Here is a 22,297-nt window from a genome sequence, read left to right on the forward strand (position 1 = left end):
CGTGGCGGGGTCGATGATCCTGGGGGTCTTGTGAGCGCGATCTATCCGGTGATCCTGTGCGGCGGTTCGGGCACCCGCCTGTGGCCGGCCTCGCGCGCCGACCAGCCCAAGCAGTTCCTGAAACTGATCGGCGCGACCTCCAGCTTCCAGGACACCGTCCTGCGGGTGAAGGACCTGCCCGGCCGGGCCGAGATCGTCATCGTCACCGGCGAGGCCATGGTCGGCTTTGTCCTGGCCCAGTGTGACGAGATCGATGTGGCGGTCACCGTGCTGGTCGAGCCGGAAGCCCGCGACTCGGCCCCCGCCGTCGCTGCGGCCGCCGCCTATGTCCAGTCCCGCGACCCGGACGGCGTGGCCCTGATGCTGGCCGCCGATCACCATATTGCCGAGCCGGAGATCTTCGGTCAGGCGGCCCTGACCGCAGCTCGGGCCGCCGCCGAGGGCTGGATCGTCACCTTCGGGGTCCGGCCGACCGGGCCGGCCACCGGCTTTGGCTATATCCGCCCCGGCGAGCCCCTGGCGGGCGGCGCCGTCAACCGGGTGGCCGCCTTCGTCGAAAAGCCCGACCGTGCCACCGCCGAAACCTATGTCGCCCAGGGCTATCTCTGGAACAGCGGCAATTTCGCCTTCAAGGCCGAGGTCCTGATGGGCGAACTCGACGCCTTTGAACCCAGCGTTTCGGCCGCCGCCCGCGCCTGTGTCGCCGCCCTCGACGTCAAGGACGGCCTGGGTCGGCTGGACAAGGCCGCCTTTGGCCAGGCGGCCAGGATCTCGCTCGACTATGCCGTCATGGAGCGGACCCAGAAGGCCGCCGTGGTCCCCGCCGCCTTTTCGTGGTCGGATCTGGGGGCCTGGGATGCGATCTGGGAGGCCTGTCCCAAGACCGAGGACGACAATGCCGTGTCCGGCGACGTCACCCTGATCGATTGCGAGCGGGTCCTGGCCCGGTCGACCGGTCCGTTCATCGGCGTGATCGGCCTGTCCGACATCATTGTGGTCGCCGAGCCCGACGCGGTGCTGGTCTGCCACCGCGACGCCAGCCAGGTCGTGAAGACCCTGGTCGACGGTCTCAAGCGCGACGGTCGCGCCATCGCCCATGGTCGCGAGCGTGGCGGAGCCCGGCGGCTCCTGTCGACCACGGCCACGGCCAGAGTCGAACAATGGGCCCTGAAGGCCGGCGAAACGGTCGAGCTTCCTGCCGGAGTCGTTCAGGTGCTGGAGGGAGACGTGGAGGGCCTTGGCCCGGTCACCAGCCTGGACCAGCCCCAAACCGTCAGGGCCTCAAACACCGCTATTCTGCTGATCACGTCGCGGCCTTAACGGCCCGGTCCATTTCGGCGATCGCACAGACGATATGATAGAACGAGGAGGCCGGGGCGGCTTCCTCAACAAAGGTGCCGTCGGGCCTGAGCTTGTCTCGCCACAGGCCCGGCACGGGCGTGCGGAGATATTGCAGCAGGCCCTCGGCCCCGTCGGCCGCCACACCCCACCAGCGCGCTTCGCCGGTGATCTCGGCGGCCAGCACCCCGGCCTTGATCCGCTCGGTTTGCGGCCAGAGACGCGCCCCCCCGTCATGGACGCTCATGTCGGTGAGCAGGGCATTGATGGCCACGCCGCGTTCGGCATCGACCCCGACGGTCTCGGCGAGATCGATCATCCGCAGGGCCGCGGCAGTGGCGTCGGGCCGGGCGGCCAGTCGTCCCCAGCGCAGCAGCAGCCAGCCCCATTCATACTGATGGCCCGGTTCCCAGATCTGGCCGGTCTGGCCCGGAGCGGGAGTCCAGTCCGCCGCGAAAAACTCGCGCAGGGCCCCGGTCCCCGGGTCAATGAACCGCGCCAGGGCCAGTTCGGCGATCTCGTCGGCCAGGCTCCGCCAGACCGGATCAGGGTCGAACGCCGCCCAGGCCAGGCAGGCCTCAAAGAGGTGCATGTGCGGATTGGAATGCTGCGGCGGGTCCATCGGTGTCGACTCGCGGAAGCCGCCCAGCTCGTGTTTCAGGGTGTCGATCAGGGTCTGGCGGACCGACACGGCCACTTCGCGCAGATCGGCACGGCCGGTCACCTGGCAGGCACTGGCCAGGGCGAACAGGGCGAAGGCCTGGTCATAGAGCGCGGCCGTCTCATCCAGGCTGACGCCCCCGGGCCCGACCAGGGTGCGGAACAGGCCGTCGGGCCGACGATAGACGTCGAGATAATAGCCCAGGCCATGGTCCACCGCCGACCGCCAGGGCCCACTCCAGCCGAGATCGCCGGCGGCGGCGAAGGCATAGATCTGGCGCGGCAGCACCCGACCCCGGCGCGGCGAATCGATCGCCTCGCCCGATTGCTGGACGGTCTCGAAGAAGCCGCCGCCGGTCTGGTCTGCCCCGACTGACCACCACAGGGGAAAGGCCGTCTGGTTGACCCAGGTCTTCAGACGGTCGCGCAGGCGCGCGGCATCAGAGAAGGCATCGGTCATCAGAAGCGCTCCGGGTGGAGGCTGCTTTCTAGGCCAAGTTGCGGCCCAGCGCCAAGACGCCGGCTTGGCGCCGCACGGCCTCAGGCGATAAAGCTCGCCCCATGGACACCCTGCCGCCCCTCGCCGCCGTTTTCCTCGACCGGGACGGCGTGCTCAATATCGACCATGGCTATGTCAGCGACCCCGACCGCCTAGAGTGGATCGAGGGTGCCCGCGAGGCCGTCGTCGCCCTGACCCGGGCCGGGCTGAGGCTGATGGTGGTGACCAACCAGTCCGGGATCGGCCGCGGCTATTTCGAGGAGGCCGCCATGCACGGCTTCCATGCCGAGATGCAGCGGCAGCTGGCACCCCTCGGCGGCCGGATCGAGACCTTCTATTTCGCGCCCCATCACGAAGATGCCGCCGTGGAGGCCTATCGGGTCGCCGACCATCCGGACCGCAAGCCCAATCCCGGCATGCTGCTGCGCGGTCTGGCCGAGGCCGGCCTGACCGCCGACCAGGCGGTGATTATCGGCGACAAGCCCAGCGACGTGGAGGCCGGCCGCAGGGCCGGCATGCCGGGCTATCTGTTCCCGGGCGGCGACCTGCATGCCTTTGTCGTCTCGGTGCTGGGCGACCGGGTCCCCGGCCTGGCATGAGCCTGAAGGTCCTGCAGTTCGGGGCCACCGGCCAGGTCGGTCAGGCCCTGATCGCCGCCGGCCGGGGGAAACTCAGCCTGACGACCCTGACGCGCGCCGAGGTCGACCTGACCGACCCCGCTGCCGTCCGCGCCGCCGTGCTGGCGGCCGATTGCGACCTGGTCTGGAACGCTGCCGCCTTCACCATGGTCGACAGGGCCGAGGCCGAGCCCGAGGCGGCCTTCGCGGTCAACGCGACCGCACCGGAGGCCATGGCCGCCGCCTGCAGCGAACGCGACGTCCCCTTCGTGCACCTGTCGACCGACAGCGTCTTCGACGGCCAGACCGATCGACCCTATGTCGAGGCCGACCCGGCCCGGCCGATCAGTGTCTATGGCCGCTCGAAACTGGCGGGCGAGGCGGCCGTTCTGGCCCGGCCACGCACGGCGGTGCTCCGGGTCTCCTGGGTGTTTTCCCTCTATGGCCGCAACTATGTCGCCTTCATGCTGGAGCTGGGCCGCACCCGCGACGTGCTGAAGGTGGTCGCCGACCAGTATGGCAGCCCCACCGACGGCGAGGCCCTGGCTGCCTTCATGGTCGAAGCCGCGCCACGCTGGGCGGCGGGCGGAGCGGGCGACGCGGCCTTTGGCCTGTTCCATTTCGCCAATGCCGGCGAGACTAGCCGCTTCGACTTCGCCCAAGCCGCCATCGCGCGCGATCCCCTGACCCGGGCGCACCTGGAGCCCACGACCCAGGCCGCCTTTGCCGAGGCCGCGGCCCGACCGCCGCGCTCACCCCTGGACAGTGGCAAGCTGGCCCGGGTGTTTGGCTTCACGCCCCAGCCCTGGCGACCGGCCGTTGAGCGGGCAGCCGACCAGCTTGTGCTGGCGTGGGCGGCTCCGGCGCGATAAACCGGCCAAAATCTCCATAAAATCCAGCGCAAGAGTCCCATGCAGATCTTCCTCGACAGCACCGACACCAAGGTCATTGCCGACCTGGCCTCCACCGGCCTGGTGGATGGCGTGACCACCAACCCGACCCTGATCGCCAAGTCGGGCCGGCCGATGCTGGAGGTGATCGCCGAGATCTGCGACCTCGTGCCGGGTCCGATCAGCGCCGAGGTGGCCGCCACCACCGCCGACGCCATGATCGCCGAAGGCCAGAAGCTGGCCGGCATCGCGCCCAATGTCGTGGTCAAGATCCCCCTGACCCGCGATGGCCTGATCGCCTGCACCGCCTTCGCCAATGAAGGCATCTCGACCAATGTCACCCTGTGCTTCTCGCCGACCCAGGCCCTGCTGGCCGCCAAGGCCGGGGCGACCTTCGTCTCGCCCTTCATCGGCCGGCTGGACGATTACGGCTTCGACGGCATGGACCTGATCCGCGACATCCGCACCATCTATGACAATTACGGCTACGAGACCGAGATCCTCGCCGCCTCGGTGCGCAATGTCGCCCACGTCAAGGACGCCGCCATTGTCGGCGCCGACGTCGTCACCATCCCGCCCGCCGTGTTCAGCGACCTGTTCAAGCATCCCCTGACCGACAAGGGCCTGGAACAGTTCATGAAGGACTGGGCCGGCACGGGCCAATCCATCCTCTAGGGGTTGATCTGAGTGGCAGCGGGTTCGCCTGCTGCCACTCAGGGTGATCGCTGATTATTTCGCTGACGCGAACTGTATTCGCACATGCGGTCTTTTGTCCTAGGCTGGTCCCAGCCACAGGAGAGACCCTCATGGTCCCGAGCGACGCCATCGCCGAGTTTCGCCTCGCCGATACCGCCGAAGCCGCGAGCTTCTCGACCTTTCTCCAGGGCTTCCTGTCGGCCAACGGCTATCCGTTCGTAATCATCCACAATGCCCCGGACCTCACCGGTGAGCGCCGCCGGGTGGAGTTCGAAGACGCCAGGGTCAGCCGCAAGTTCGCCCAGGAGTGGCTGCGCCTTCGGGGCACACTGGGCCAGGCCTGAACCGGTCCCGCCGCCCGCCGCCTGCCACTCAGGCCCTGGGCGGTGAAGGGGTCTTGCTCGAGCCCGATTTCCGGCCACCACGGGCCCCTGGCAGCTTGAACATCAGATGGTGTTCCCCCTCACCCGGCATGGCCGGCGAAGGATCGACCGCCTTTGACGGGCGCGGCGGCGGCAGGTCCTGGCGGGCCGGATATTCCGACAGCAGGTGAGCGGTCAGCATCAGGTCGGTCCTGACCGCGGCATAGTCCTCACGGGCGGTCCAGGCGCGGATCGCGGCCTGGGCGAAGGCTTCCGACAGGTCGGTGACCTCGATCTGCACCGCCGGCTCCTGGCGGATGCGCGGATCGCCCTCGGCCCGCTCGCGCAGGCGCTTGAGAACCGCGACCAGATCGGTCTTCAGCGGGACCTTGAACAGCACGTCCACCCGCCGCGTCCGGTGGGTGGAGTAGTTGAGGATGACGTCGCCGAACACCTTGCTGTTGGGGATCATCACCTTGACGTTGTCGGGGGTGGCGATCTCGGTGAAGAGCAGGTCCAGCGACTTGACCGTGCCGATCCGCGTCGCCGTCTCGATGGTGTCGCCCACCTTGTAGGGGCGGAACAGCAGGATCATCACTCCGGCCGCCACGTTCGACAGCGCCCCCTGCAGCGCCAGGCCGATGGCCAGCGAAGCCGCGCCCAGCACGGCGATGATCGAGGTGGCCTGCACGCCCACCTGCTGCAGCACCGCCACCAGGCCGACGGCGATCACCGCATAGCGCACCAGTGAGGCGCCGAAGGTCTGCAGGGTGGGGTCGGGATTGGTCCGGTGTACGCGGCCCAGGGCCCGCCGCATCGCCCCGGCCAGCCATCCCGCCAGCCAGAAGGTCAGGATCAGGATGATCCCGGCCACCACCAGATTGATCGCCACCTTGCCCGACCAGTCGAGGAAGTGTCCCAGCATGGTCTCGTCGGGTTTCACATGGGCAATCGAGGGGAGGCGGGCATCGGGCGGAATAAGCGTCGGCTTGGTCATGGAACTCTCGATGGCGCCCCCACCGCGAGCGGTCAACGGCGAGGTCCCCCGGCCTGTTCCGTCACGACGGCGCTTCGTGCCCGCGAAACAGTCGGTTACATCAATTGGCTCGAACTCGCTTCGATCCGCCTCTATGAGCCCCGCCCATGAGCATGCCCTTCATCGACCTCGCCGCGCAGCAGCGCCGGATCCGTGACCGCATCGACGTCGCCATCGCCGGCGTCCTCGACAGCGGTGCCTATGTGATGGGCCCGCAGGTCCGCGAGTTCGAGGCCAAGCTGGCGGCGTTCGGCCAAGCCAAGCTCGCCCTGTCCTGCGCCAACGGCACCGATGCCATCGCCCTGCCGCTGATGGCCTGGGGTATCGGCAAGGGGGATGCGGTGTTCTGCCCGTCCTTCACCTTCGCCGCCACGCCCGAGGTGGTGCCCTGGGTCGATGCGACGCCGGTCTTTGTCGACATCCTGCCCGACACCTTCAACATCGATCCGGCCAGGCTCGAAGCCGCCATCGCCGCTGTGAAGGCCGAAGGCCGGCTGACCCCCAGGGTGGTGATCGCCGTCGACCTGTTCGGCCAGCCGGCTGACTATCCGGCCCTCAAGGCCATCTGCGACCGTGAAGGCCTGAAACTGATCGCCGACAGCGCCCAGGGCTTCGGCTGCACCCTCGATGGCAAGCATCCCCTGCACTGGGCCGATGTCGCCACCACCAGCTTCTTCCCGGCCAAGCCGCTGGGCTGCTACGGCGACGGCGGGGCCGTTCTGACCAACGACCAGGACCTCTGGGACCTGATGGACAGCTACCGCGTGCACGGCAAGGCCGTGGCCCCCGACCTTGTCGGCCGCACCTTCGATCACGACACCAAGTACCTGAACACCCGCATCGGCATGAACTCGCGCCTCGACACCATCCAGGCAGCGATCCTGATCGAGAAGCTGGCGATCTTTGCCGAAGAGATCGCCCTGCGCCAGGTCGTGGCCGACCGATATGCCGAGGGTCTGAAGGATGCCGTTCTCTCAACGCCCAGCGTCATCGCCGGGGGCGTCTCGGTCTGGGCCCAGTATGTGATCGAGCACCGCAACCGTGACGGCCTGGCGGCGCATCTGAAGGCGCACGGCATCCCGACGGCGGTCTATTATCCGGTCCCGATGCACATCCAAGCCCCCTATGCCGACTTCCCGCGCGGGGTCGGCGGCCTGCCGGTGACCGAAGCCAAGGCCGAGTCCGTCCTGGCCCTGCCCATGCATCCCTATCTGGGCGAGGCCGATCAGCAGATCATCATCGACGCGATCCGGGCCTTCGACGGCTAGCGAAATCTGCTTCAGGCGGCGACGGCACGATCCAGGGCGTCATAGAGCGCGCGGATATCGAGGGGCTTGGCCAGCCAGTCCGTCATGCCGGCGTCGTGGCAGGCCCTGACCTCCTCGACCGCCACGCCGGCGCTGAAGCCGATCACCGGCGTATGGCGATTGAGGCCGTCGCCCGCCCGCAGTCGCCGGGTCGCCTCGCAACCGTCGAGGCCGGGCATGTTGACGTCCATCAGCACGATGTCGAACCGTTCTGCGGCAAGGCATTTCAGCGCCGACAGTCCATCCGAGGCCGTCGACAGGCTGACGCCGAGGGGTTCAAGCACCAGGGCCAGGGTACGGCGATTGACCTCGTGGTCATCGACGGCCAGCACCCTGAGGCTCGACATCCGGGGCGTTGCGCCCTCGTCCCGCGCCGCGACGGCCGCCGTTTCCGGTCGACCCTCCGGCAGGGTCAGGGAGAGGCGGAAGATTGCGCCCCGGGGCTCGGCAGGACGGGCATCCAGCTCGCCGCCCATGAGCCGCGCCAGTTCCCGGCTGACGGTCAGGCCCAGGCCCGTGCCGCCATAGGTGCGCGCGGTTTCCTGCGAGGCCTGGCTATAGGGCGTGAACAGGCGGGCCATGGCCTCAGGCGGAATCCCCGCACCATGGTCCTGCACCTCGATGACGATCTGCAGCTGGCCGTCCGCCTGGGGGGCCACCGCCAGACGCAGGTCAATGACCCCTTCGTCGGTGAACTTCACGGCATTGGACAGCAGGTTGTTGAGGATCTGCCGAAGCCGGAACGGATCACCCTGGACCCAGACCGGTGCCTGATCCTCCGGACCCTGGCGCAGAACCAGCCCCTTGGCGACGGCCTGGGCGGTCCAGAACCGGGTGGCGTCACCCATAGCCCCCAGCAGGTCGAAATTGCGGGTTTCCAGACTCATGGCCCGGGCCTCGATCTTGGCCTGGTCCAGCATGTCGGTCAGCAATCCGGTCATCAGATGGCCGGCGTCGACGATGAGGTCTGCGGTGGCGGCCGTCTGGGCAGGAGGAACGCCCCGACGGATCAGATGGGCGCCGGCTAGGATCGCGGACAGCGGCGTGCGCAGCTCATGACTGACTATGGCCGCCATCGCTGCCCGGTCGGCCACGGCAGCCTCGGCCTGGATGCGGCGGGCGTCCGATTCCGCATGGGCCAGGACCACGGCCTTGCGGGCCTGGTGCAAACGCCGCCAGGTGCTGTGTACCGCGATGGTGAAGAAGATCACCATCGTCGCCAGGATGGCCACCTGGCCGTAGGAGGTGCGCCACCACCAGATCGGCAGCGTGACCAGGCTGATCGCATAGGGTCCGGCCCCCAGATAGAACAGAGGCCGGCTGTCGACGCCGGAGGCGACATTGTTCAGCAGTCCTCCCGCCAGCAGCAGCAGGGCCAGGGCCATCAGGGACGGCTGGTCGCTGTACCAGAGGATCGCCGCTGCACCGGCATGGACCGCCCCCATGGTGAAGACAGAGACCAGCATCAGCACTGTCCAGGCCTCGACATGGCGGGTCGGCATGCGCCCCCTGGCAAAGGGCCTGACCGCGATGAATTCCAGGGCCTGGACCGCCAGGCTGGACAACACCCACATCCCGATCAGGTCATCCCGCGAAGCCAGATGCAGGGCCCAGCTCAACAGGGCCATGACTCCGAGGCGGGTAAAGACCTGTTTGTAACGCTCATCGGCATTGGCAGGCAGATAGGGCAGCAGGGCCGCCAGAAACTTGGACATGATCTGTCTCCCGTCGCCCGGCCTAGGCAAAACTGGCAAAGGAGAGGTAAACGCTGCGCCCTAGTCCAGCAGGCGCTCCAGGGTTTTGAGTTCATCGGCCTCGCCGGCCGGCTTGTCCCAGCGGATGCGATGGATGCGCGGAAAGCGCATGGCGACGCCGGACTTGTGGCGGGTCGAGCGTTGCAGGCCCTCGAACGCCACCTCGAACACTAGGCCAAAGCCTGCTTCGGCCCGCACCGACCGCACCGGTCCGAACCGCTCAACCGTGTTGTCGCGCACGAATTTGTCGATCCGTTGCAGCTCTTCATCGGTGAAGCCGAAATAGGCCTTGCCCACCGGGGTCAGGGACCGCCCGCCCTGTTCGTCCTCGCGCCAGACCCCGAAGGTGTAGTCGGAATAGAAGCTGGAGCGCCGGCCGTGGCCGCGCTGGGCATACATCAGGACCGCGTCGATCAGCTGCGGATCGCGCTTCCACTTGAACCACGGCCCCTTCGGGCGTCCGGGTTCGTAGACACTGTCGCGACGCTTCAGCATCAGCCCCTCGGCCAGCCGGGCATCGCCCTCCGGCGGCTCGCCCCGCAGGATCGTCAGCCCGGCCCAGGTCTCGAACGGCTGCAGCGGCGACAGGTCGATGCGCGGGCTGGCGATCGCCGCCACAAAGGCTTCCAGCCGCTTCCGGCGCGCGACGAACGGCAGGGCTCGCAGATCGGTCTCGCCGTCCAGCAGCAGGTCATAGGCGCGAATGGCGGCCGGGAAGGCGTCCAGCAGCCTGGCATTGACCGTCTTGCGGTTCAGCCTCTGCTGCAGGTCGCCGAACGGGGCCAGGGCCCCGTCGCGGATCACCAGCAGCTCCCCGTCCAGGGCACCCTCGAAGTTCAGGGCCGCCAGCACGTCGGGAAAGCTCGCCGAGATGTCGTCACCGGTGCGGGTATAGAGCCGCCGCTCGCCCCGCTCCGAAACCGCCTGGACCCGGATACCGTCCCATTTCCACTCGGCCACATAGTCAGCCGGGTCGAGCCTCGCGAAATCCACCGCCTCGTCGATCGCCTGGGCCAGCATCACCGGCCGAAACCGTCCCGGCGCATCGGGCGAGGGCCGCGCCGCCCGTCCCTCCAGCCAGGCCAGCAGGTCGCCATAGGGCGGCTGCAGCCCATGCCAGACCTCCTCGATCTCGCCGATCCCGACCCCGCCCAGATTGGCGCAGGCCTGTTTGGCCAGCCGCGCCGACACTCCCACTCGCAGGCCGCCGGTCACCAGTTTCAGCAAGGCCCAGCGGCCATCGGCATCGAGGGCGTCGAGCCAGGCCTCGATCCGGCCCGCGACCTCGCTGCGGGAAGCTGATTTCAGGGTCTCGACCACCTCAGCGAGTCCCGGCTCGTGATTGGCCCCGGGCCGTGACGGCCAGACCAGGGCCACGGTCTCGGCCAGGTCGCCGACAAAGTCGTAGGACCAACCGAACAGCTGTGGATCCATCCGCGCCTCGACGGCCTTGCGGATCACGGCGGGCTTGGCGGCCGAGAACGACAGGGCCCCGGTCAGGGCCGCCAGGGCATAGCCCCGGTCGGGATCCGGCTGGGTGCGGAGGAAGTCCTCGATCAGGGAGAGCTTGGCGTTGCGCGCACTGGTCAGGGACAGGCGGTCGAGCAGGTGGGCAAAGGCGCGCATCGACATCGCAGGTCTTGCCCCGGAGTGGTTGAGGTCAGGCGGTGCCGGCTTCGTCCAGCTGGCCCAGGATCATGATCTTCTGCCAGATCTTGCGGCCGAGGTCCGAGGTCAAGGTCTCGATGTCGTTGACCGCGGCGACAATGACCGGGTCGTCGCTCTCGCCCGCATAGAGGGCCGCCAGCTTGGCGGTCAGGGCCAGCATCTCGGCGCAATAGTCGAGGTAACGGGCCAGCTGGAAGCGGTTCATCTCGCGCACCGGCGAGGAGGCCGTCCGGGGCCCCAGCACGATGGTCGGGTCCTTGGTCAGCTGATGCATGTCGATGACGTGGGCGAAGGAGCGCAGTTCGTGCAGGGCCTTCTGGACCCGCCCCCGCTTCCAGCGCGCCTCAAGGGACAGCAGGAACCAGGCCGCCGCTCCCGACAGCAGGACAAGGTTGATGGCCGATTCCAGGCCCGAGGCCAGGGTAAGGGCCTCGGCCCGGCCCAGGCTGCCGGCCCAGTCCAGGCGAGTGATCTGACCCACTTCCAGGGTGATGGCCGCCAGGACCACCACCAGCACCAGAAAGCGCAGGCCGAGATAGGGCCGCGACAGGCGCCGGGCCCGGCGGGCGGTGGTCCGCGCCGTCGCGGTCAGCTGGCTGCAGACCTCAGCCAGGCCGGAATTGGGAAACCGCTCTCCGACCCGGACACGCAGGTGGTTGAGGGTATCGACGACCTTGGCCGCATCCAGTTTCCGCGCGTCGTCAATCCTGGCCATCAGCGTCCCCCGTCCGGACCGGACGCTAGCATGGCCGCAAGGCTTGCCGTCAATTCAAACACATGTTTGAACTACCTGTCCCGGAGCGCGATCATGACCTTCCAGCCGCCTGAGCCCTTCACCCTGCATCCGCGCCGCAGCCCCCTGACCACCCCCTGGGAGCCGATCTATGCCGACATCCGCGACGATCGCTGGGTGCTGGGGATCGAGATCCGCGAGCCCCACACCAATTCCCGCGGCGGTCTGCACGGCGGCCTGATCGCCGCCCTGGCCGACAATGCCATGGGCCTGTCCTGCGGGGTGGTGCTGGCGGCGCTGCAGATCCCGTCCCGTGGCCTGGTCACGGTCTCCCTGAGCCTCGACTATCTGGGGGCGGCAAACCTTGGCCAATGGCTGACCTTCGACACCGACTTCATCAAGCCGGGCAAGAGCCTCTGTTTCGCCGGGGCCACGGTCCGCGCCGACGACAAGCCCGTGGCCCGGGCCCACGCGACCTTCAAGGTGGCGGGGGTCTAGCGGGGGCGGGTTGCCACCGGCCAGCGCCGCAGGCCCCCTCCTGACCGCTGTCGCGGTCGTCCTCCCCCTTGTCAGGGGGAAGATGAAACGTGCCGACCCCCATCTTCCCCCTCCGGGGGAGGACGACCTGCGAAGCCGGTCAGGAGGGGGCGAGTGGTCGTAAAGACCACCAAACGCCTACTCCCCCGCCTCCTCGTCATAGCCCACCAGCCGCAGGGCCCGGGCCGGGAGGCCCTCGAGCTCGCACCAGCGCAGCAGGGCCTCTTCGCGGCCGTGGGTGATCCAGACCTCGCCCGGACGGAGTTCCGACAGGGTTTCGGTCAGCTCGTCCCAGTCGGCATGGTCGGACAGGATCAGCGGCAGCTCGACGCCGCGCTGGCGGGCCCGGGCCCGCACCCGCATCCAGCCCGAGGCAAAACAGTCCACCGGATCGGCAAAGCGTCGCGACCAGCGGTCGGCCAGGGCTGAGGGCGGAGCGATGACGATCTGGCCGGCAAAGGCCGCCTTCGACTGGTCGGTGGTGGCGGGAAGCAGTGGCCCCAGATCAATGCCGTGATCCTCGTAGAGGGCATTGAGCCGTTCCAGCGCGCCATGCACATAGATCGGCTGATCCCAGCCGCCCTCGCGCAACAGCCGGATCAGCCGCTGGGCCTTGCCCAGGGCATAGGCCCCGACCAGATGGATGCGCTCGGGAAACTGACCGACACTGGCCAGCAGCCGGGCGATCTCGCCGGCATCGTCGGGATGGCGAAAGACCGGCAGGCCGAAGGTGGCCTCGGTAATGAACACGTCGCAGGGGACGGGCTCGAACCGCGCGCAGGTCGGGTCGCGGCGACGCTTGTAGTCGCCCGAGACCACCATGGTCAGGCCCTTCCAGCGGACCACCGCCTGGGCCGAACCCAGGACATGGCCGGCCGGGACCAGGGACACCGAAACGCCGTTGTGGCTAAAGCTGCCGCCATAGGGGATGGCCTCGCGGCGACCGGCGAAGGCCTCGCCATAACGCACCGCCATGATCGCCAGGGTCTCGGGCGTGGCCGCCACCACGCCGTGGCCCGCCCGGGCATGGTCGGCATGGCCATGGGTGATCACCGCCCGGTCCACGGGGCGGACCGGATCGATATAGAAGTCCCCCGGCGGGCAATAGAGGCCGTCCGGTCGGGGACAGAGAAGGTCTTCAGGTCTGATCACGGTGGATATGACAATGCGCGGGCTGCTAATCATAGCCGCATGAGCGAAGACAACGAACAAACCCGGATGATCGCCACGGCGATGAACGAGGGCAGCCCGCAGGCGCGAGCCCTGGGCTTTACCACATTGAAGATCGGCGACGCGGTGGCGATCCTGAAAGTGCCCTATCGCCCCGAAATCGTCGGCGACCCCGAGACCGGCGTCATCGCCGGCGGAGTGATGACCACCCTGCTGGACCATGCCAGCGGCCAGGCCGTGCATGCGGCCCTGGAGACCTGGACCTCGATCGCCACCCTCGACCTGCGCATCGACTATATGCGCCCGGCCGAACCGGGTCGTGACGTGATGGCCCGGGCCCACTGCTACAAGGTGACCCGCTCGGTCGCCTTCGTCCGCGCCGTCGCCTATGAAGACGACCCCGAGGATCCGGTGGCCACCGCCCAGGCGACCTTCATGCTCGATAGCAGCGCCGGCAAGAAGACCGGGGCCAATCTGAAGCCTTCCCGTTCGCGCCCGCCTGCCGCCAAGCCGAAGGGAGATGCCGCATGACCGATGCCGACAACCGTCTGGTCGCCGTCCTCGGCTCCATACCCTACGCCAAGTTCCTGGGCATCACCGCCGAACTGGCCGGCGACGAGATGACCGCCATCCTGCCGTTCGCCGACCACATCGTCGGCAATCCGATGCTGCCGGCCATCCATGGCGGGGTGCTGGGGGCCTTCATGGAGATGACGGCCCTGGCCCAGCTGTCCGTGGCCGCGCCCCTGAAGCGCCAGCCGCGCACGGTGGATGTCTCGATCGAATATCTGCGCTCGGGCCGGCCGGTGACCACCTATGCCCGGGCGACGATCAAGAAGCTGGGTCGCCGGGTCGCCAATGTCCATGTCGAGGCCTGGCAGGAAACCCGCGCCGCGCCGATCGCCACCCTGCGCGGCATTTTCCTCGTCGCACCCTCGGAAGAGTGAGACCCGCGCCATGGCCCGGGGCAAGGCGTCGCGTGCCGGACGGGACGGGGGCAAGGCCGTTCGCAAGGGCGACCTGCCCTCGAAACCCTGTCTGGCCTGCGGACGCCCCTTCACCTGGCGCAAGAAGTGGGAGTCGGTCTGGGAAGAAGTGAAATTTTGCTCTGACCGGTGCCGATCACATAAAATTACACCGCTGTAATGCGAATTGATGGCTGGAAGTTTCTTAAAAAGCCTTCATGACGCAAAGGTAACGGGTGTTTACCATCAGCCTCGCCTATATCCCTTTTCACCGGACGCGAACAACCGCGCCGGACCACAAAGGGATCAAGACCATGACCATCACCACCAACGCTTTCTCCGGCTTCGCCACCCTGGTTCTCGCGGTTCTGCCGCTCGCCGTGATCGTCGGTTCGCTCGCCACGAGCTTCTAAGTGACCGCCGTCTAACCCCACCGGGTTCGCTGCCCTCAGGCCAGACAGGCCTGCTGGGCCGCCCGGTGGAGAATGGCGTGACGCTGCGCCAGCCGATCGAGATCGGGGTCGTAGCCGCCACCGATCACCCCGGCCAGGGGGATGCGTCTGGCCAGACAACAGTCCAGAACATAGGCCTCGCGTCGCGCGAGCCCCTCATCACTCAGAGACAGACGCCCGAGCTTGTCATCCGCGTGCGGATCGACCCCGGCATTGAAGAACACCAGATCGGGCCGCTCCCGATCCAGCAGGGCCGGTAGGATGTCCGCCAGCTTCGCCAGATAGGCCGCATCGCCGGTGCCGTCGGCCAGTTCGACATCCAGATCACTGACAGCCTTGCGGGCCGGAAAATTCTTCTCGGCATGCATCGAGAAGGTGAAGACGGCTGAATCGTCCGCAAAGATACGGGCCGTGCCGTCGCCCTGGTGAACATCGAGGTCCACCACCAGCGCCTTGCCGATGGCCCCCTCGTGCAGCAGCCGCCGGGCCGCCACCGCCACATCGTTGAAAACGCAGAACCCGGCCCCGCTGTCGGCCGCCGCGTGATGGCTGCCGCCGGCCGTATTGCAGGCCAGGCCGTGCTCCAGGGCCAGGCGGGCCGTCAGCAGGGTGCCGCCGGTCGCGGCCCGCGCCCGGGTGGCCACGGATTCGCTGTTGGGCAGGCCGATCCGTCGAACAATGTCCGCCGGCAGGGTCAGGTCCAGCACGCCGTGCACATAGGCCTCGTCATGAACCAGCAGCAGGCTTTCGAGGTCGATCAGGTCGGGACGGTGAAATCCTTCCGGTCCCGTCAGGGCCTCGGCGACCAGGACGGCGGCCAGACGCGAGAACTTGTCCATCGGAAAGCGATGGCCCTCCGGCATCTCGGCCCGGAAGGCGGGGTGGTGGACTATGGGCGGTGACATGGAAAAACGATGGCGATCGGGACGAGATGACGCAAGGTCGCGTCTTGCTCCTTCGGCGCAGGGGGAATAACCCAGCGCCATGCAGACGCCCGAAAACCTCGCCGACATCCTCGACCTCGAAGCCATCGAGGTGAACCTGTTCCGCGGCATCAGCCCCAATGACGGATTTCCGCGGATTTTCGGCGGGCTGGTCATCGCCCAGGCCCTGATGGCGGCCTACAGAACCGTTCCGGAACGGATCTGCCACTCCCTGCACGCCTATTTCATCCGGCCGGGCGACGTGAACGCTCCGGTCCTCTACGAGGTCGAACGGGCCCGGGACGGCGGCACCTTTACCACCCGGCGGGTGGCGGCCATCCAGCACGGCGAACAGATCTTCAACCTCGCCTGCTCCTTCCAGACGCCGGAAGACGGTTTCGAGCACCAGGCCCCGATGCCGGCCGCGCCCGCGCCCGATGACGTCCGGACGGAGGGCGAGTTCCTGCGCAGCCTGGGCGACCAGATCCATCCCAAGATGCTGGCCTTCCTCGACAAGCCGCGCCCGATCGACATCCGCTGGGTCGATCCCCAGAACCCGGTCAGGCCCGAGAAGAAGTCCGGCACCAAGGAGGTCTGGCTGCGCGCTCGCGCGCCGATCGGCGACGATGTGAAGATGCAGCAGGCGGCCCTGGCCTATGCTTCGGACATGGCCTTCATGGAAAGCGCCCTGCGTCCGCACGGTCTGATCTGGACGACGCCGGGCCTGCAGTCGGCCAGCCTGGACCATGCCATGTGGTTCCACCGCCCGTTCAATTTTAATGACTGGACCCTTTTTGCCCAGGACAGCCCCAGTGCCTCCCAGGGACGCGGCATGGTCCGCGGCCAGATGTTCAGCCAGGATGGAACCCTGGTCGCCTCGGTGGCCCAGGAATGCCTGATGCGGATCAAGAAGTAGGACCTTTAACCGCCCAGCCGTTCCAGGACGCCGACGAACCGGTCGATATCTCCCCCGGTCATGGCGCGCTCGGCTTCGATCACCAACTGGAGCTTGCGCGCCAGCACACGCAATTCGATTTCGCCGGCCTCGGCCTGGGTCTTGGCGGCGGTCGCCCTGCTGGCCTCGGCTTCCGCCAGAAGCTTGGTCGCCCGGGCTGCGAGTTCCTCATTTTCCAGGCCAGCGCGCGACAGCCGATCCTTCAGATGGGCGATGGAGCGGTCCAGCAGGTCCTGGGCCTCCTCGCGGACGGAGGTTCCCTGATGTTGGTTCACCACTGAGTCCAGCACAGCCGCCATCGCCTGGGTCAGTCTGGGGATCAGGCCGTTTCCAACACTCGCGCCGTGGGTGACCTGCCCTGATGCATCCTGTCTTCGACGCGCACTGACGAAGACCTCGACGACCATCTTCATCGCGGCAATGGCGGAATCGGACTTGAGAACGGTCGCAGCCATGACCACACCGTGTTCCGTGAAGGCCCATGGATGCTTGCGCCGGCCGCCCCAGGAACTTGATGTCGCATTTTGCGATATCAAGTTGGCGATCTCCCCCGCCGTCAGCTGGAAGGCATAGCCCTCGAACCTTGAGGCATTGCGGCGGACTTGTTCGTTGAGGCGCCGGGTCTCGACACCGAAAAGAGCAGCGATCGCGTCGTCGAGAACGACACTTTGACCCCGGATCTGATGGATAGGGGCAAACGCCCTGTCAGCAGCGGGGAGATCGACGGGCATGGGGCCAGAATCGCCTTGAGGGAACCTTCCAAATCACTCTCCCCTAGATTGATTTCGGGTTCAATTCTCTTGCGTCGGCCCTTCGGTACAGATGGTCCAGGAATCCTGATGCGGATCAGGATGTAGGCGCGTGCACCAGGCCGATTGACGCCACGCCGGCCTGGACCAGGCCGCGCAGCAGCGAGCCGACCTGCATGCCGACGGTCAATTCGCCGGCCAGGGCCATGCGCAGCACCTCGGCGGCCGGAACCCAGAGCCTTTCGATCCGCTCGGTCGGATCGTCCCTGGGCTCGGCGACCTGGGTCACCTGACGGGCCAGGACGATGTGCGTGCGGTTGGAATGGGTGCCGGCGTTCGGACGGGTTTCACCGACAAGGGTCAGAACCCCGACGCATCCGGTCTCTTCAAGCAGTTCCCGCCTGGCGGTGTGAAGCGGATCGGTATCGGTCGGCTCCATGCCGCCGGCGGGCAGTTCGAGCGACATTCCGCCCAGGCCATGCCGGTACTGCCTGACCAGCAAAACCTTGTCAGCGGCGTCGAGCGCGATGACCTCGACCCAGTCCGGATAGTCCAGAACGTAATAGGGGGCGATCACCACGCCCTCGTCAGTGACGCAGTCGTCAGCGCGAAGGCTGATCCAGCGATCCCTGTGAACATAGCGCGAGGCGGTGACCCGCCATGTGCCGTCGCTCGCCATGGTCCGGGACCTCCTGCAATGGGCGGCTGTCAGTCGTAGTGACGCTCGGCGCCGTCGTCTTCAGCCTCAGCCGCCGGTCCCTCGGCCCCCCCCACCAGGGCGGGGGGATCGGCCAGGATCAGACGCTCGGCGAGCTTCACCTCGGGCACGGCGGCGCGGGTGAAGGGCAGGAACCAGGTCTGGCCGCCCAGGGCGGGCTGGATCTCGAGCAGGTCGCCGGCCCCGAAATTCTGCACGCTCTTGACCGAGCCCAGCAGGGCGTTGTCGGAAACATGGCGCACGGGCAGGCCGACCAGATCGGTCAGATAGAATTCGTCCTCGTCGGGTTCGGGCAAGGCCGAGCGGGGGACATAGAGCCTCAGACCGCGCAGGGCGTCAGCGGCTTCCTTGGTCTCGATCCCCGGGCAGCGGGCCACAAGGCCTTCCTTGGCGACGCGGGCTGACGTGATCGTCAGGGCGTGGGAGCCATCCTGGCGCAGCAGGGCCTTGAAGCCGGCGAGGCTTTTCGGATCTTCGGTATAGGTCGTGATCTTGACGTCGCCACGCACGCCGAAGCCGCCGGCAACGCGGCCGACCAGGATCAGGCTGACAGGAGGTTGCGGGCTCATGGGCAGGGGCATGGCCGTCCCGGTGCGGACACCGGGACGGCGACCTCAAAGGCCTTAGCCTTCGGTGGTTTCTTCAGCGGCCGGAGCGGCTTCGGCCGGAGCCTCTTCCGCAGCCGGAGCAGCAGCCGCTTCAGCGGCGGCAGCGGCTTCAGCTTCAGCAGCAGCCTTGGCGTCTTCCTTGGCCTGGGCAGCGGCGGCGGCGGCGTCTTCAGCAGCCTTCACTTCAGCGGCCTTGCGGTCTTCTTCGCGCTGGGCGCGCTCGGTGATGCGCTCCTGGGCCTTCTTGCCCGGAGCACCCTTTTCCGGGTTGTTGCCGTGGGTCCACGAGCCGATGCCCTGGGCGGCGAGGAAGCGCGCCACGCGCTCGGTCGGCTGGGCGCCCTTGGCGATCCAGGCCTGGATCGACTCGATCTTCAGGGTGACGCGAGCGGCATCGTCCTTCTTGAGGAGCGGGTTGTAGGTGCCGACCTTTTCGATGAAACGGCCATCGCGCGGCGAGTGGCTGTCAGCAACGACGATCGAGTAGTACGGGCGCTTCTTGGCGCCGCCACGGGCGAGACGGATCTTCAGCATTTGGGCAGTCCTTGAGTTCGAGTTCTATTTCTTGAACGGGTTGAAACCGGGTGGCAGGCCGCCACCCAGGCCGGAAAGGAGGTTCGGCTTGGCGTCACCGCCGCCGAGACCGGGAAGACCCGGCAGGCCTCCCGCGGAATTCTGTTCGGGCTGGGCGACCTTGCCGCCGCCCATGGCCTTGAGACGGGACATGTCGCCGCCGCCCATCATGCCGGCCATGCGGGCCAGGCCCTTGCCGCCGTCCTTGGACATGGCCTTGAACATGTCGGCCATCTGGCGGTGCTGCTTGAGCAGGCGGTTGACCTCGGCGACGTCCACCCCGGCACCGGCCGCGATACGACGCTTGCGCGAGGCGGCCAGGATGTCAGGCTTCTTGCGCTCCAGCTTGGTCATCGAGCTGATGATCGCCTGCTGGCGGCGGAACACCCGGTCGTCGATGCCGCTTTCGGCGATCTGCTTCTTGACCTTCTGGACCCCCGGCAGGAGGCCCATAATGCCTTCCATGCCGCCCATCTTCTGCATCTGGGCCAGCTGCGACGACAGGTCGTTCAGGTCGAACTGGCCCTTGGCCAGCTTCTTGGCCATGCGCTCGGCTTCGGCCTGGTCGAGGTCCTGGGCGGCACGCTCGACCAGGGCGACGACGTCACCCTGACCGAGGATCCGGCCCGCAACCCGGCGGGCGTCGAACACGTCGAGGGCATCGATCTTCTCGCCGGCCCCGAGGAACTTGATCGGCAGGCCGGTGACATGGCGCATCGACAGCGCCGCGCCGCCGCGACCGTCGCCGTCGGCGCGGGTCAGGATCAGCCCGGTCAGCGGCAGGCGCTCGTGGAAGGCCTTGGCGGTGCGGACAGCGTCCTGACCGGTCAGGCTGTCGGCGACCAGCAGGGTCTCGGTCGGGGTGGCGATGCGGGCGATTTCCGCCGCCTCGCTCATCATCGCCTCGTCCAGGGTCGTGCGGCCGGCGGTGTCGAGGATCAGGACGTCGTAGCCGCCGAGGCGCGCGGCGCTCATGGCGCGCTTGGCGATATCGACGGCGCTCTGGCCGGCGACGATCGGCAGGCTCTCGACCTCGACCTGTTTGGCCAGCAGGGCCAGCTGTTCCATGGCCGCCGGGCGGCGGGTATCGAGCGAGGCGACCAGCACCTTCTTGCGCTCGTTCTTGGAGAGACGCAGGGCCAGCTTGCCCGTGGTGGTCGTCTTGCCCGAGCCCTGCAGGCCGGTCATCAGAATCACCGACGGCGGGTTCAGGGCCAGGTTCAGGCCGGTCGGAACCTCGCCACCCAGCATGTCGACCAGGCCGTCATAGACGATCTTGACCACCTGGTCGGCCGGCTTGACCGAACGGATGACGGACTCGCCCGAGGCCAGCTCCTTGGCCTTGCTGATGAAGTCCTTGACCACCGGCAGGGCGACATCGGCTTCCAGCAGGGCGACGCGGACCTCGCGCAGCGCCTCGTCGATGTCCTTTTCGGACAGCACGCCGCGACCGCCGAGGCGGTCGAATACGCCGGAGAGCCGCTCTGTAAGGCCGTCGAACATGTCGAACCCTGGTTAAGACTACAGACCAAACGCAATCAGCCCCCATGGACGATCACGTCGATGGGGGTCCTCGCCGTCCTCGTCCGGATGGATCCTGCGCTAACAGGCCGGGGTCGTGACGGTAGAGGCGCTGCTGATGAAGCGCCGGAAGGCGCGCCTTATGCACAGAAAAGGCGAGAGAGTCAAAGCGTGACCTCGGGCCATGGGTCTGGACAAGCCGGCGGACCGTCGTTCAGGGTCACGCTACAAGCCCGATAACCGCACAAGGAGCCTGAATGGCCCCGACCACCCGGCCCTACTATTCCAGCAAGGGCCTCTCGGCGGTTCACTATGATCTGCTGACGGCTGCCGACAAAAAGCTGTCGGGTGATCTTGAGGTCTATGCCGGGCTCGCCAGCGGCCCCAGCCAGATTCTCGAGCTCGGGGCCGGAACGGGCCGGATCGCCCTGGACCTCGCCGGGCGCGGCCATTCCGTGCTCGGTCTCGACATTGCGCCTGCCATGCTCGACCAGGCCGAAACCAAACGAAAAGCCCTGGACCCGGAAACAGCCTCCCGCCTTCGGTTCAAGCTGGGCGACATGGCCTCTTTGGCGCTCGGCGAGACTTTTGATCTCGTGCTCTGCACCTATTTCACCCTGGCCCATGTGCCGGCCGGTGCGGCCTGGAAGAATACCTTCAGGGGTGTGGCCAAGCACCTGAAGCCGGGTGGACTGGCGGCCTTTCACCTGCCGGTGGAAGAGCGGATGCGGGAACCGCCGCCGCCGTCCGACAAACCGGTTTTCCTGCATGCCCTCGAGGGCGGCGGTCACGTCGCGCTCTACATCCTGGAGCATGGCTACAATCCCAAGCTCGGGCGGATGGATCTGGTGCTCGACTTCGTGACCAGGGCCGCCCCCGGGGCTGTGGCGACGCACAGCCACGAGCGGCTAACCTATTATCTGGCCGACCCTGTTCCCTTCGCCGAAGCGGCGGGACTGCAGGTCGCGATGGCCCCGATCGATATCAACGGCGTCGGGGCCATCCACGTCTTTTGTAAGCTCTAGACGGTGCCCAGATAGTCGCGCTTGCCGACCTCGACACCATTGTGGCGCAGGATCGCGTAGGCAGTGGTCAGGTGGAAGAAGAAGTTGGGCTGCGCCTGGCCCTGGAAATAGGCCAGGCCCTTGACCACGCTGGTCTCGCCGCGACGGGTCAGGGCGATGTCGCGATCCTCGGCACCGGCAAAGGCGGCCGGATCCAGACCCTCAACATAGGCGATGGCCCGGTCGATGCGGGCGATCAGTTCGGCAAAGCTGGTCTCCACGTCATCCCAGGCCGGAACCTCCTCACCCGCCAGCCGCGCGCTGCAGCCCTTGGCGAAGTCCGTGGCGATCTGCACCTGGCGCAGCAGCGGGAACATGTCGGGATAGAGCCGGGCCTTCAGCAGGGCTTCGGGATCCCAGCCCCTGGCCTCGACCTGGGCGGCGGTCTTGGTCAGGACGCCCTTCAGACCCTTCAGGCCCTGGATGAAGACGGGAACGCTGGCCTGATGGATGGAAATCGACATGGAAGCTCCGCTTGAACGTGTGGCGCACAGATAGGGCG

At 67.4% G+C, this 22,297-nt stretch carries 24 protein-coding genes and 1 pseudogene; 12 read left to right on the plus strand and 13 right to left on the minus strand.

What is annotated here, in order from left to right; translation table 11 throughout:
- Window positions 1-30 precede the first annotated feature (30 nt).
- Window positions 31-1,320, plus strand: a complete 1,290-nt coding sequence (locus AQ619_RS17370) for a mannose-1-phosphate guanylyltransferase (protein ID WP_062150650.1) — start codon at window positions 31-33, stop codon at window positions 1,318-1,320.
- On the opposite strand, the gene AQ619_RS17375 is transcribed toward AQ619_RS17370, so the two are convergent.
- Window positions 1,304-2,458, minus strand: coding sequence for an AGE family epimerase/isomerase (locus AQ619_RS17375; protein ID WP_062150651.1), 1,155 nt, complete (start codon window positions 2,456-2,458; stop codon window positions 1,304-1,306). The two genes, AQ619_RS17370 and AQ619_RS17375, sit on opposite strands and share 17 nt — an antisense overlap.
- Before the next feature lie 101 nt (window positions 2,459-2,559).
- Here AQ619_RS17375 and AQ619_RS17380 point away from each other — a divergent pair, with 101 nt between their 5' ends.
- From AQ619_RS17380 to AQ619_RS17395, 4 genes are all read left to right on the plus strand, one after another.
- Window positions 2,560-3,096, plus strand: coding sequence for a D-glycero-alpha-D-manno-heptose-1,7-bisphosphate 7-phosphatase (locus AQ619_RS17380; RefSeq protein WP_062150653.1), 537 nt, complete (start codon window positions 2,560-2,562; stop codon window positions 3,094-3,096).
- The gene (gene rfbD, locus AQ619_RS17385; protein WP_236849502.1) at window positions 3,093-3,986 is read left to right on the plus strand and encodes a dTDP-4-dehydrorhamnose reductase; all 894 of its coding nucleotides are present in this window, start codon (window positions 3,093-3,095) and stop codon (window positions 3,984-3,986) included. Before AQ619_RS17380 ends, rfbD begins: the two co-directional genes overlap by 4 nt.
- A gap of 39 nt (window positions 3,987-4,025) precedes the next feature.
- Complete coding sequence (gene fsa / locus AQ619_RS17390; RefSeq protein WP_062150655.1) at window positions 4,026-4,679, plus strand: fructose-6-phosphate aldolase; 654 nt, start codon at window positions 4,026-4,028, stop codon at window positions 4,677-4,679.
- A 131-nt stretch (window positions 4,680-4,810) separates the two neighbouring features.
- Window positions 4,811-5,044 carry a hypothetical protein gene (locus AQ619_RS17395; RefSeq protein ID WP_062150658.1) on the plus strand — a complete coding sequence of 78 codons (234 nt, stop codon included), beginning with the start codon at window positions 4,811-4,813 and terminating at the stop codon, window positions 5,042-5,044.
- Window positions 5,045-5,072: 28 nt separating this feature from the next.
- On the opposite strand, the gene AQ619_RS17400 is transcribed toward AQ619_RS17395, so the two are convergent.
- Window positions 5,073-6,059 carry a mechanosensitive ion channel family protein gene (locus AQ619_RS17400; protein ID WP_062150661.1) on the minus strand — a complete coding sequence of 329 codons (987 nt, stop codon included), beginning with the start codon at window positions 6,057-6,059 and terminating at the stop codon, window positions 5,073-5,075.
- A gap of 146 nt (window positions 6,060-6,205) precedes the next feature.
- Between AQ619_RS17400 and AQ619_RS17405 the strand changes: the two genes are divergently transcribed.
- A complete protein-coding gene (locus AQ619_RS17405; protein ID WP_062150665.1) occupies window positions 6,206-7,366 on the plus strand; it encodes a DegT/DnrJ/EryC1/StrS family aminotransferase in 1,161 nt (386 codons plus the stop codon).
- Between the two features lie 11 nt (window positions 7,367-7,377).
- Here AQ619_RS17405 and AQ619_RS17410 read toward each other — a convergent pair whose 3' ends face one another.
- Genes AQ619_RS17410 through AQ619_RS17420 form a run of 3 tightly spaced genes read right to left on the minus strand, consistent with a single transcriptional unit; the run spans window position 7,378 to window position 11,542 of the window.
- Window positions 7,378-9,120, minus strand: coding sequence for an ATP-binding protein (locus AQ619_RS17410; RefSeq protein WP_062150669.1), 1,743 nt, complete (start codon window positions 9,118-9,120; stop codon window positions 7,378-7,380).
- A gap of 60 nt (window positions 9,121-9,180) precedes the next feature.
- The gene (locus tag AQ619_RS17415) at window positions 9,181-10,791 is read right to left on the minus strand and encodes a cisplatin damage response ATP-dependent DNA ligase (protein ID WP_062150672.1); all 1,611 of its coding nucleotides are present in this window, start codon (window positions 10,789-10,791) and stop codon (window positions 9,181-9,183) included.
- A 28-nt stretch (window positions 10,792-10,819) separates the two neighbouring features.
- Window positions 10,820-11,542 carry a hypothetical protein gene (locus tag AQ619_RS17420; RefSeq protein WP_062150675.1) on the minus strand — a complete coding sequence of 241 codons (723 nt, stop codon included), beginning with the start codon at window positions 11,540-11,542 and terminating at the stop codon, window positions 10,820-10,822.
- Between the two features lie 93 nt (window positions 11,543-11,635).
- On the opposite strand from AQ619_RS17420, the gene AQ619_RS17425 reads away from it, so the two are divergent.
- Complete coding sequence (locus tag AQ619_RS17425; protein ID WP_062150679.1) at window positions 11,636-12,058, plus strand: PaaI family thioesterase; 423 nt, start codon at window positions 11,636-11,638, stop codon at window positions 12,056-12,058.
- 177 nt (window positions 12,059-12,235) lie between these two features.
- On the opposite strand, the pseudogene AQ619_RS17430 reads toward AQ619_RS17425, so the two are convergent.
- Window positions 12,236-13,263: pseudogene (locus AQ619_RS17430) on the minus strand (ligase-associated DNA damage response exonuclease).
- A gap of 25 nt (window positions 13,264-13,288) precedes the next feature.
- On the opposite strand from AQ619_RS17430, the gene AQ619_RS17435 reads away from it, so the two are divergent.
- From AQ619_RS17435 to AQ619_RS18915, 3 genes are read left to right on the plus strand one after another with little or no spacing between them, the layout of a single operon-like run.
- On the plus strand, window positions 13,289-13,798 hold the full coding sequence (locus tag AQ619_RS17435; protein WP_062150687.1) for a PaaI family thioesterase: 510 nt from the start codon (window positions 13,289-13,291) through the stop codon (window positions 13,796-13,798).
- Window positions 13,795-14,214, plus strand: coding sequence for a PaaI family thioesterase (locus tag AQ619_RS17440; protein WP_062150690.1), 420 nt, complete (start codon window positions 13,795-13,797; stop codon window positions 14,212-14,214). Before AQ619_RS17435 ends, AQ619_RS17440 begins: the two co-directional genes overlap by 4 nt.
- 10 nt (window positions 14,215-14,224) lie before the next feature.
- Complete coding sequence (locus AQ619_RS18915) at window positions 14,225-14,413, plus strand: DUF2256 domain-containing protein (protein WP_084746139.1); 189 nt, start codon at window positions 14,225-14,227, stop codon at window positions 14,411-14,413.
- A 267-nt stretch (window positions 14,414-14,680) separates the two neighbouring features.
- On the opposite strand, the gene AQ619_RS17445 is transcribed toward AQ619_RS18915, so the two are convergent.
- Entirely contained in the window at window positions 14,681-15,589 is a 909-nt protein-coding gene (locus AQ619_RS17445) for a histone deacetylase family protein (protein WP_062150693.1), read from the minus strand.
- A gap of 79 nt (window positions 15,590-15,668) precedes the next feature.
- On the opposite strand from AQ619_RS17445, the gene AQ619_RS17450 reads away from it, so the two are divergent.
- Complete coding sequence (locus AQ619_RS17450; protein ID WP_062150696.1) at window positions 15,669-16,523, plus strand: acyl-CoA thioesterase; 855 nt, start codon at window positions 15,669-15,671, stop codon at window positions 16,521-16,523.
- A 5-nt stretch (window positions 16,524-16,528) separates the two neighbouring features.
- On the opposite strand, the gene AQ619_RS17455 is transcribed toward AQ619_RS17450, so the two are convergent.
- From AQ619_RS17455 to ffh, 5 genes are all read right to left on the minus strand, one after another.
- On the minus strand, window positions 16,529-17,293 hold the full coding sequence (locus tag AQ619_RS17455; protein WP_062150698.1) for an ORF6N domain-containing protein: 765 nt from the start codon (window positions 17,291-17,293) through the stop codon (window positions 16,529-16,531).
- Window positions 17,294-17,408: 115 nt separating this feature from the next.
- Window positions 17,409-17,990 (minus strand): NUDIX hydrolase, encoded by a 582-nt coding sequence (locus AQ619_RS17460; RefSeq protein WP_062150702.1) that lies wholly within the window; start codon window positions 17,988-17,990, stop codon window positions 17,409-17,411.
- Window positions 17,991-18,019: 29 nt separating this feature from the next.
- On the minus strand, window positions 18,020-18,598 hold the full coding sequence (gene rimM, locus AQ619_RS17465; RefSeq protein ID WP_378109226.1) for a ribosome maturation factor RimM: 579 nt from the start codon (window positions 18,596-18,598) through the stop codon (window positions 18,020-18,022).
- Window positions 18,599-18,652: 54 nt separating this feature from the next.
- Window positions 18,653-19,171: a 30S ribosomal protein S16 gene (gene rpsP, locus AQ619_RS17470; RefSeq protein WP_062150708.1), complete on the minus strand. Its 519-nt coding sequence runs from the start codon at window positions 19,169-19,171 to the stop codon at window positions 18,653-18,655.
- Between the two features lie 24 nt (window positions 19,172-19,195).
- Complete coding sequence (ffh, locus tag AQ619_RS17475) at window positions 19,196-20,713, minus strand: signal recognition particle protein (RefSeq protein ID WP_062150711.1); 1,518 nt, start codon at window positions 20,711-20,713, stop codon at window positions 19,196-19,198.
- 275 nt (window positions 20,714-20,988) lie between these two features.
- Here ffh and AQ619_RS17480 point away from each other — a divergent pair, with 275 nt between their 5' ends.
- The gene (locus AQ619_RS17480) at window positions 20,989-21,756 is read left to right on the plus strand and encodes a class I SAM-dependent methyltransferase (RefSeq protein WP_062150714.1); all 768 of its coding nucleotides are present in this window, start codon (window positions 20,989-20,991) and stop codon (window positions 21,754-21,756) included.
- Here the strand turns inward: AQ619_RS17480 and AQ619_RS17485 are convergent.
- Window positions 21,753-22,259 carry a DUF1993 domain-containing protein gene (locus AQ619_RS17485; protein ID WP_166504296.1) on the minus strand — a complete coding sequence of 169 codons (507 nt, stop codon included), beginning with the start codon at window positions 22,257-22,259 and terminating at the stop codon, window positions 21,753-21,755. The two genes, AQ619_RS17480 and AQ619_RS17485, sit on opposite strands and share 4 nt — an antisense overlap.
- Window positions 22,260-22,297 lie beyond the last annotated feature (38 nt).

It is taken from the genome of Caulobacter henricii, assembly GCF_001414055.1.
Lineage (GTDB): Bacteria > Pseudomonadota > Alphaproteobacteria > Caulobacterales > Caulobacteraceae > Caulobacter > Caulobacter henricii.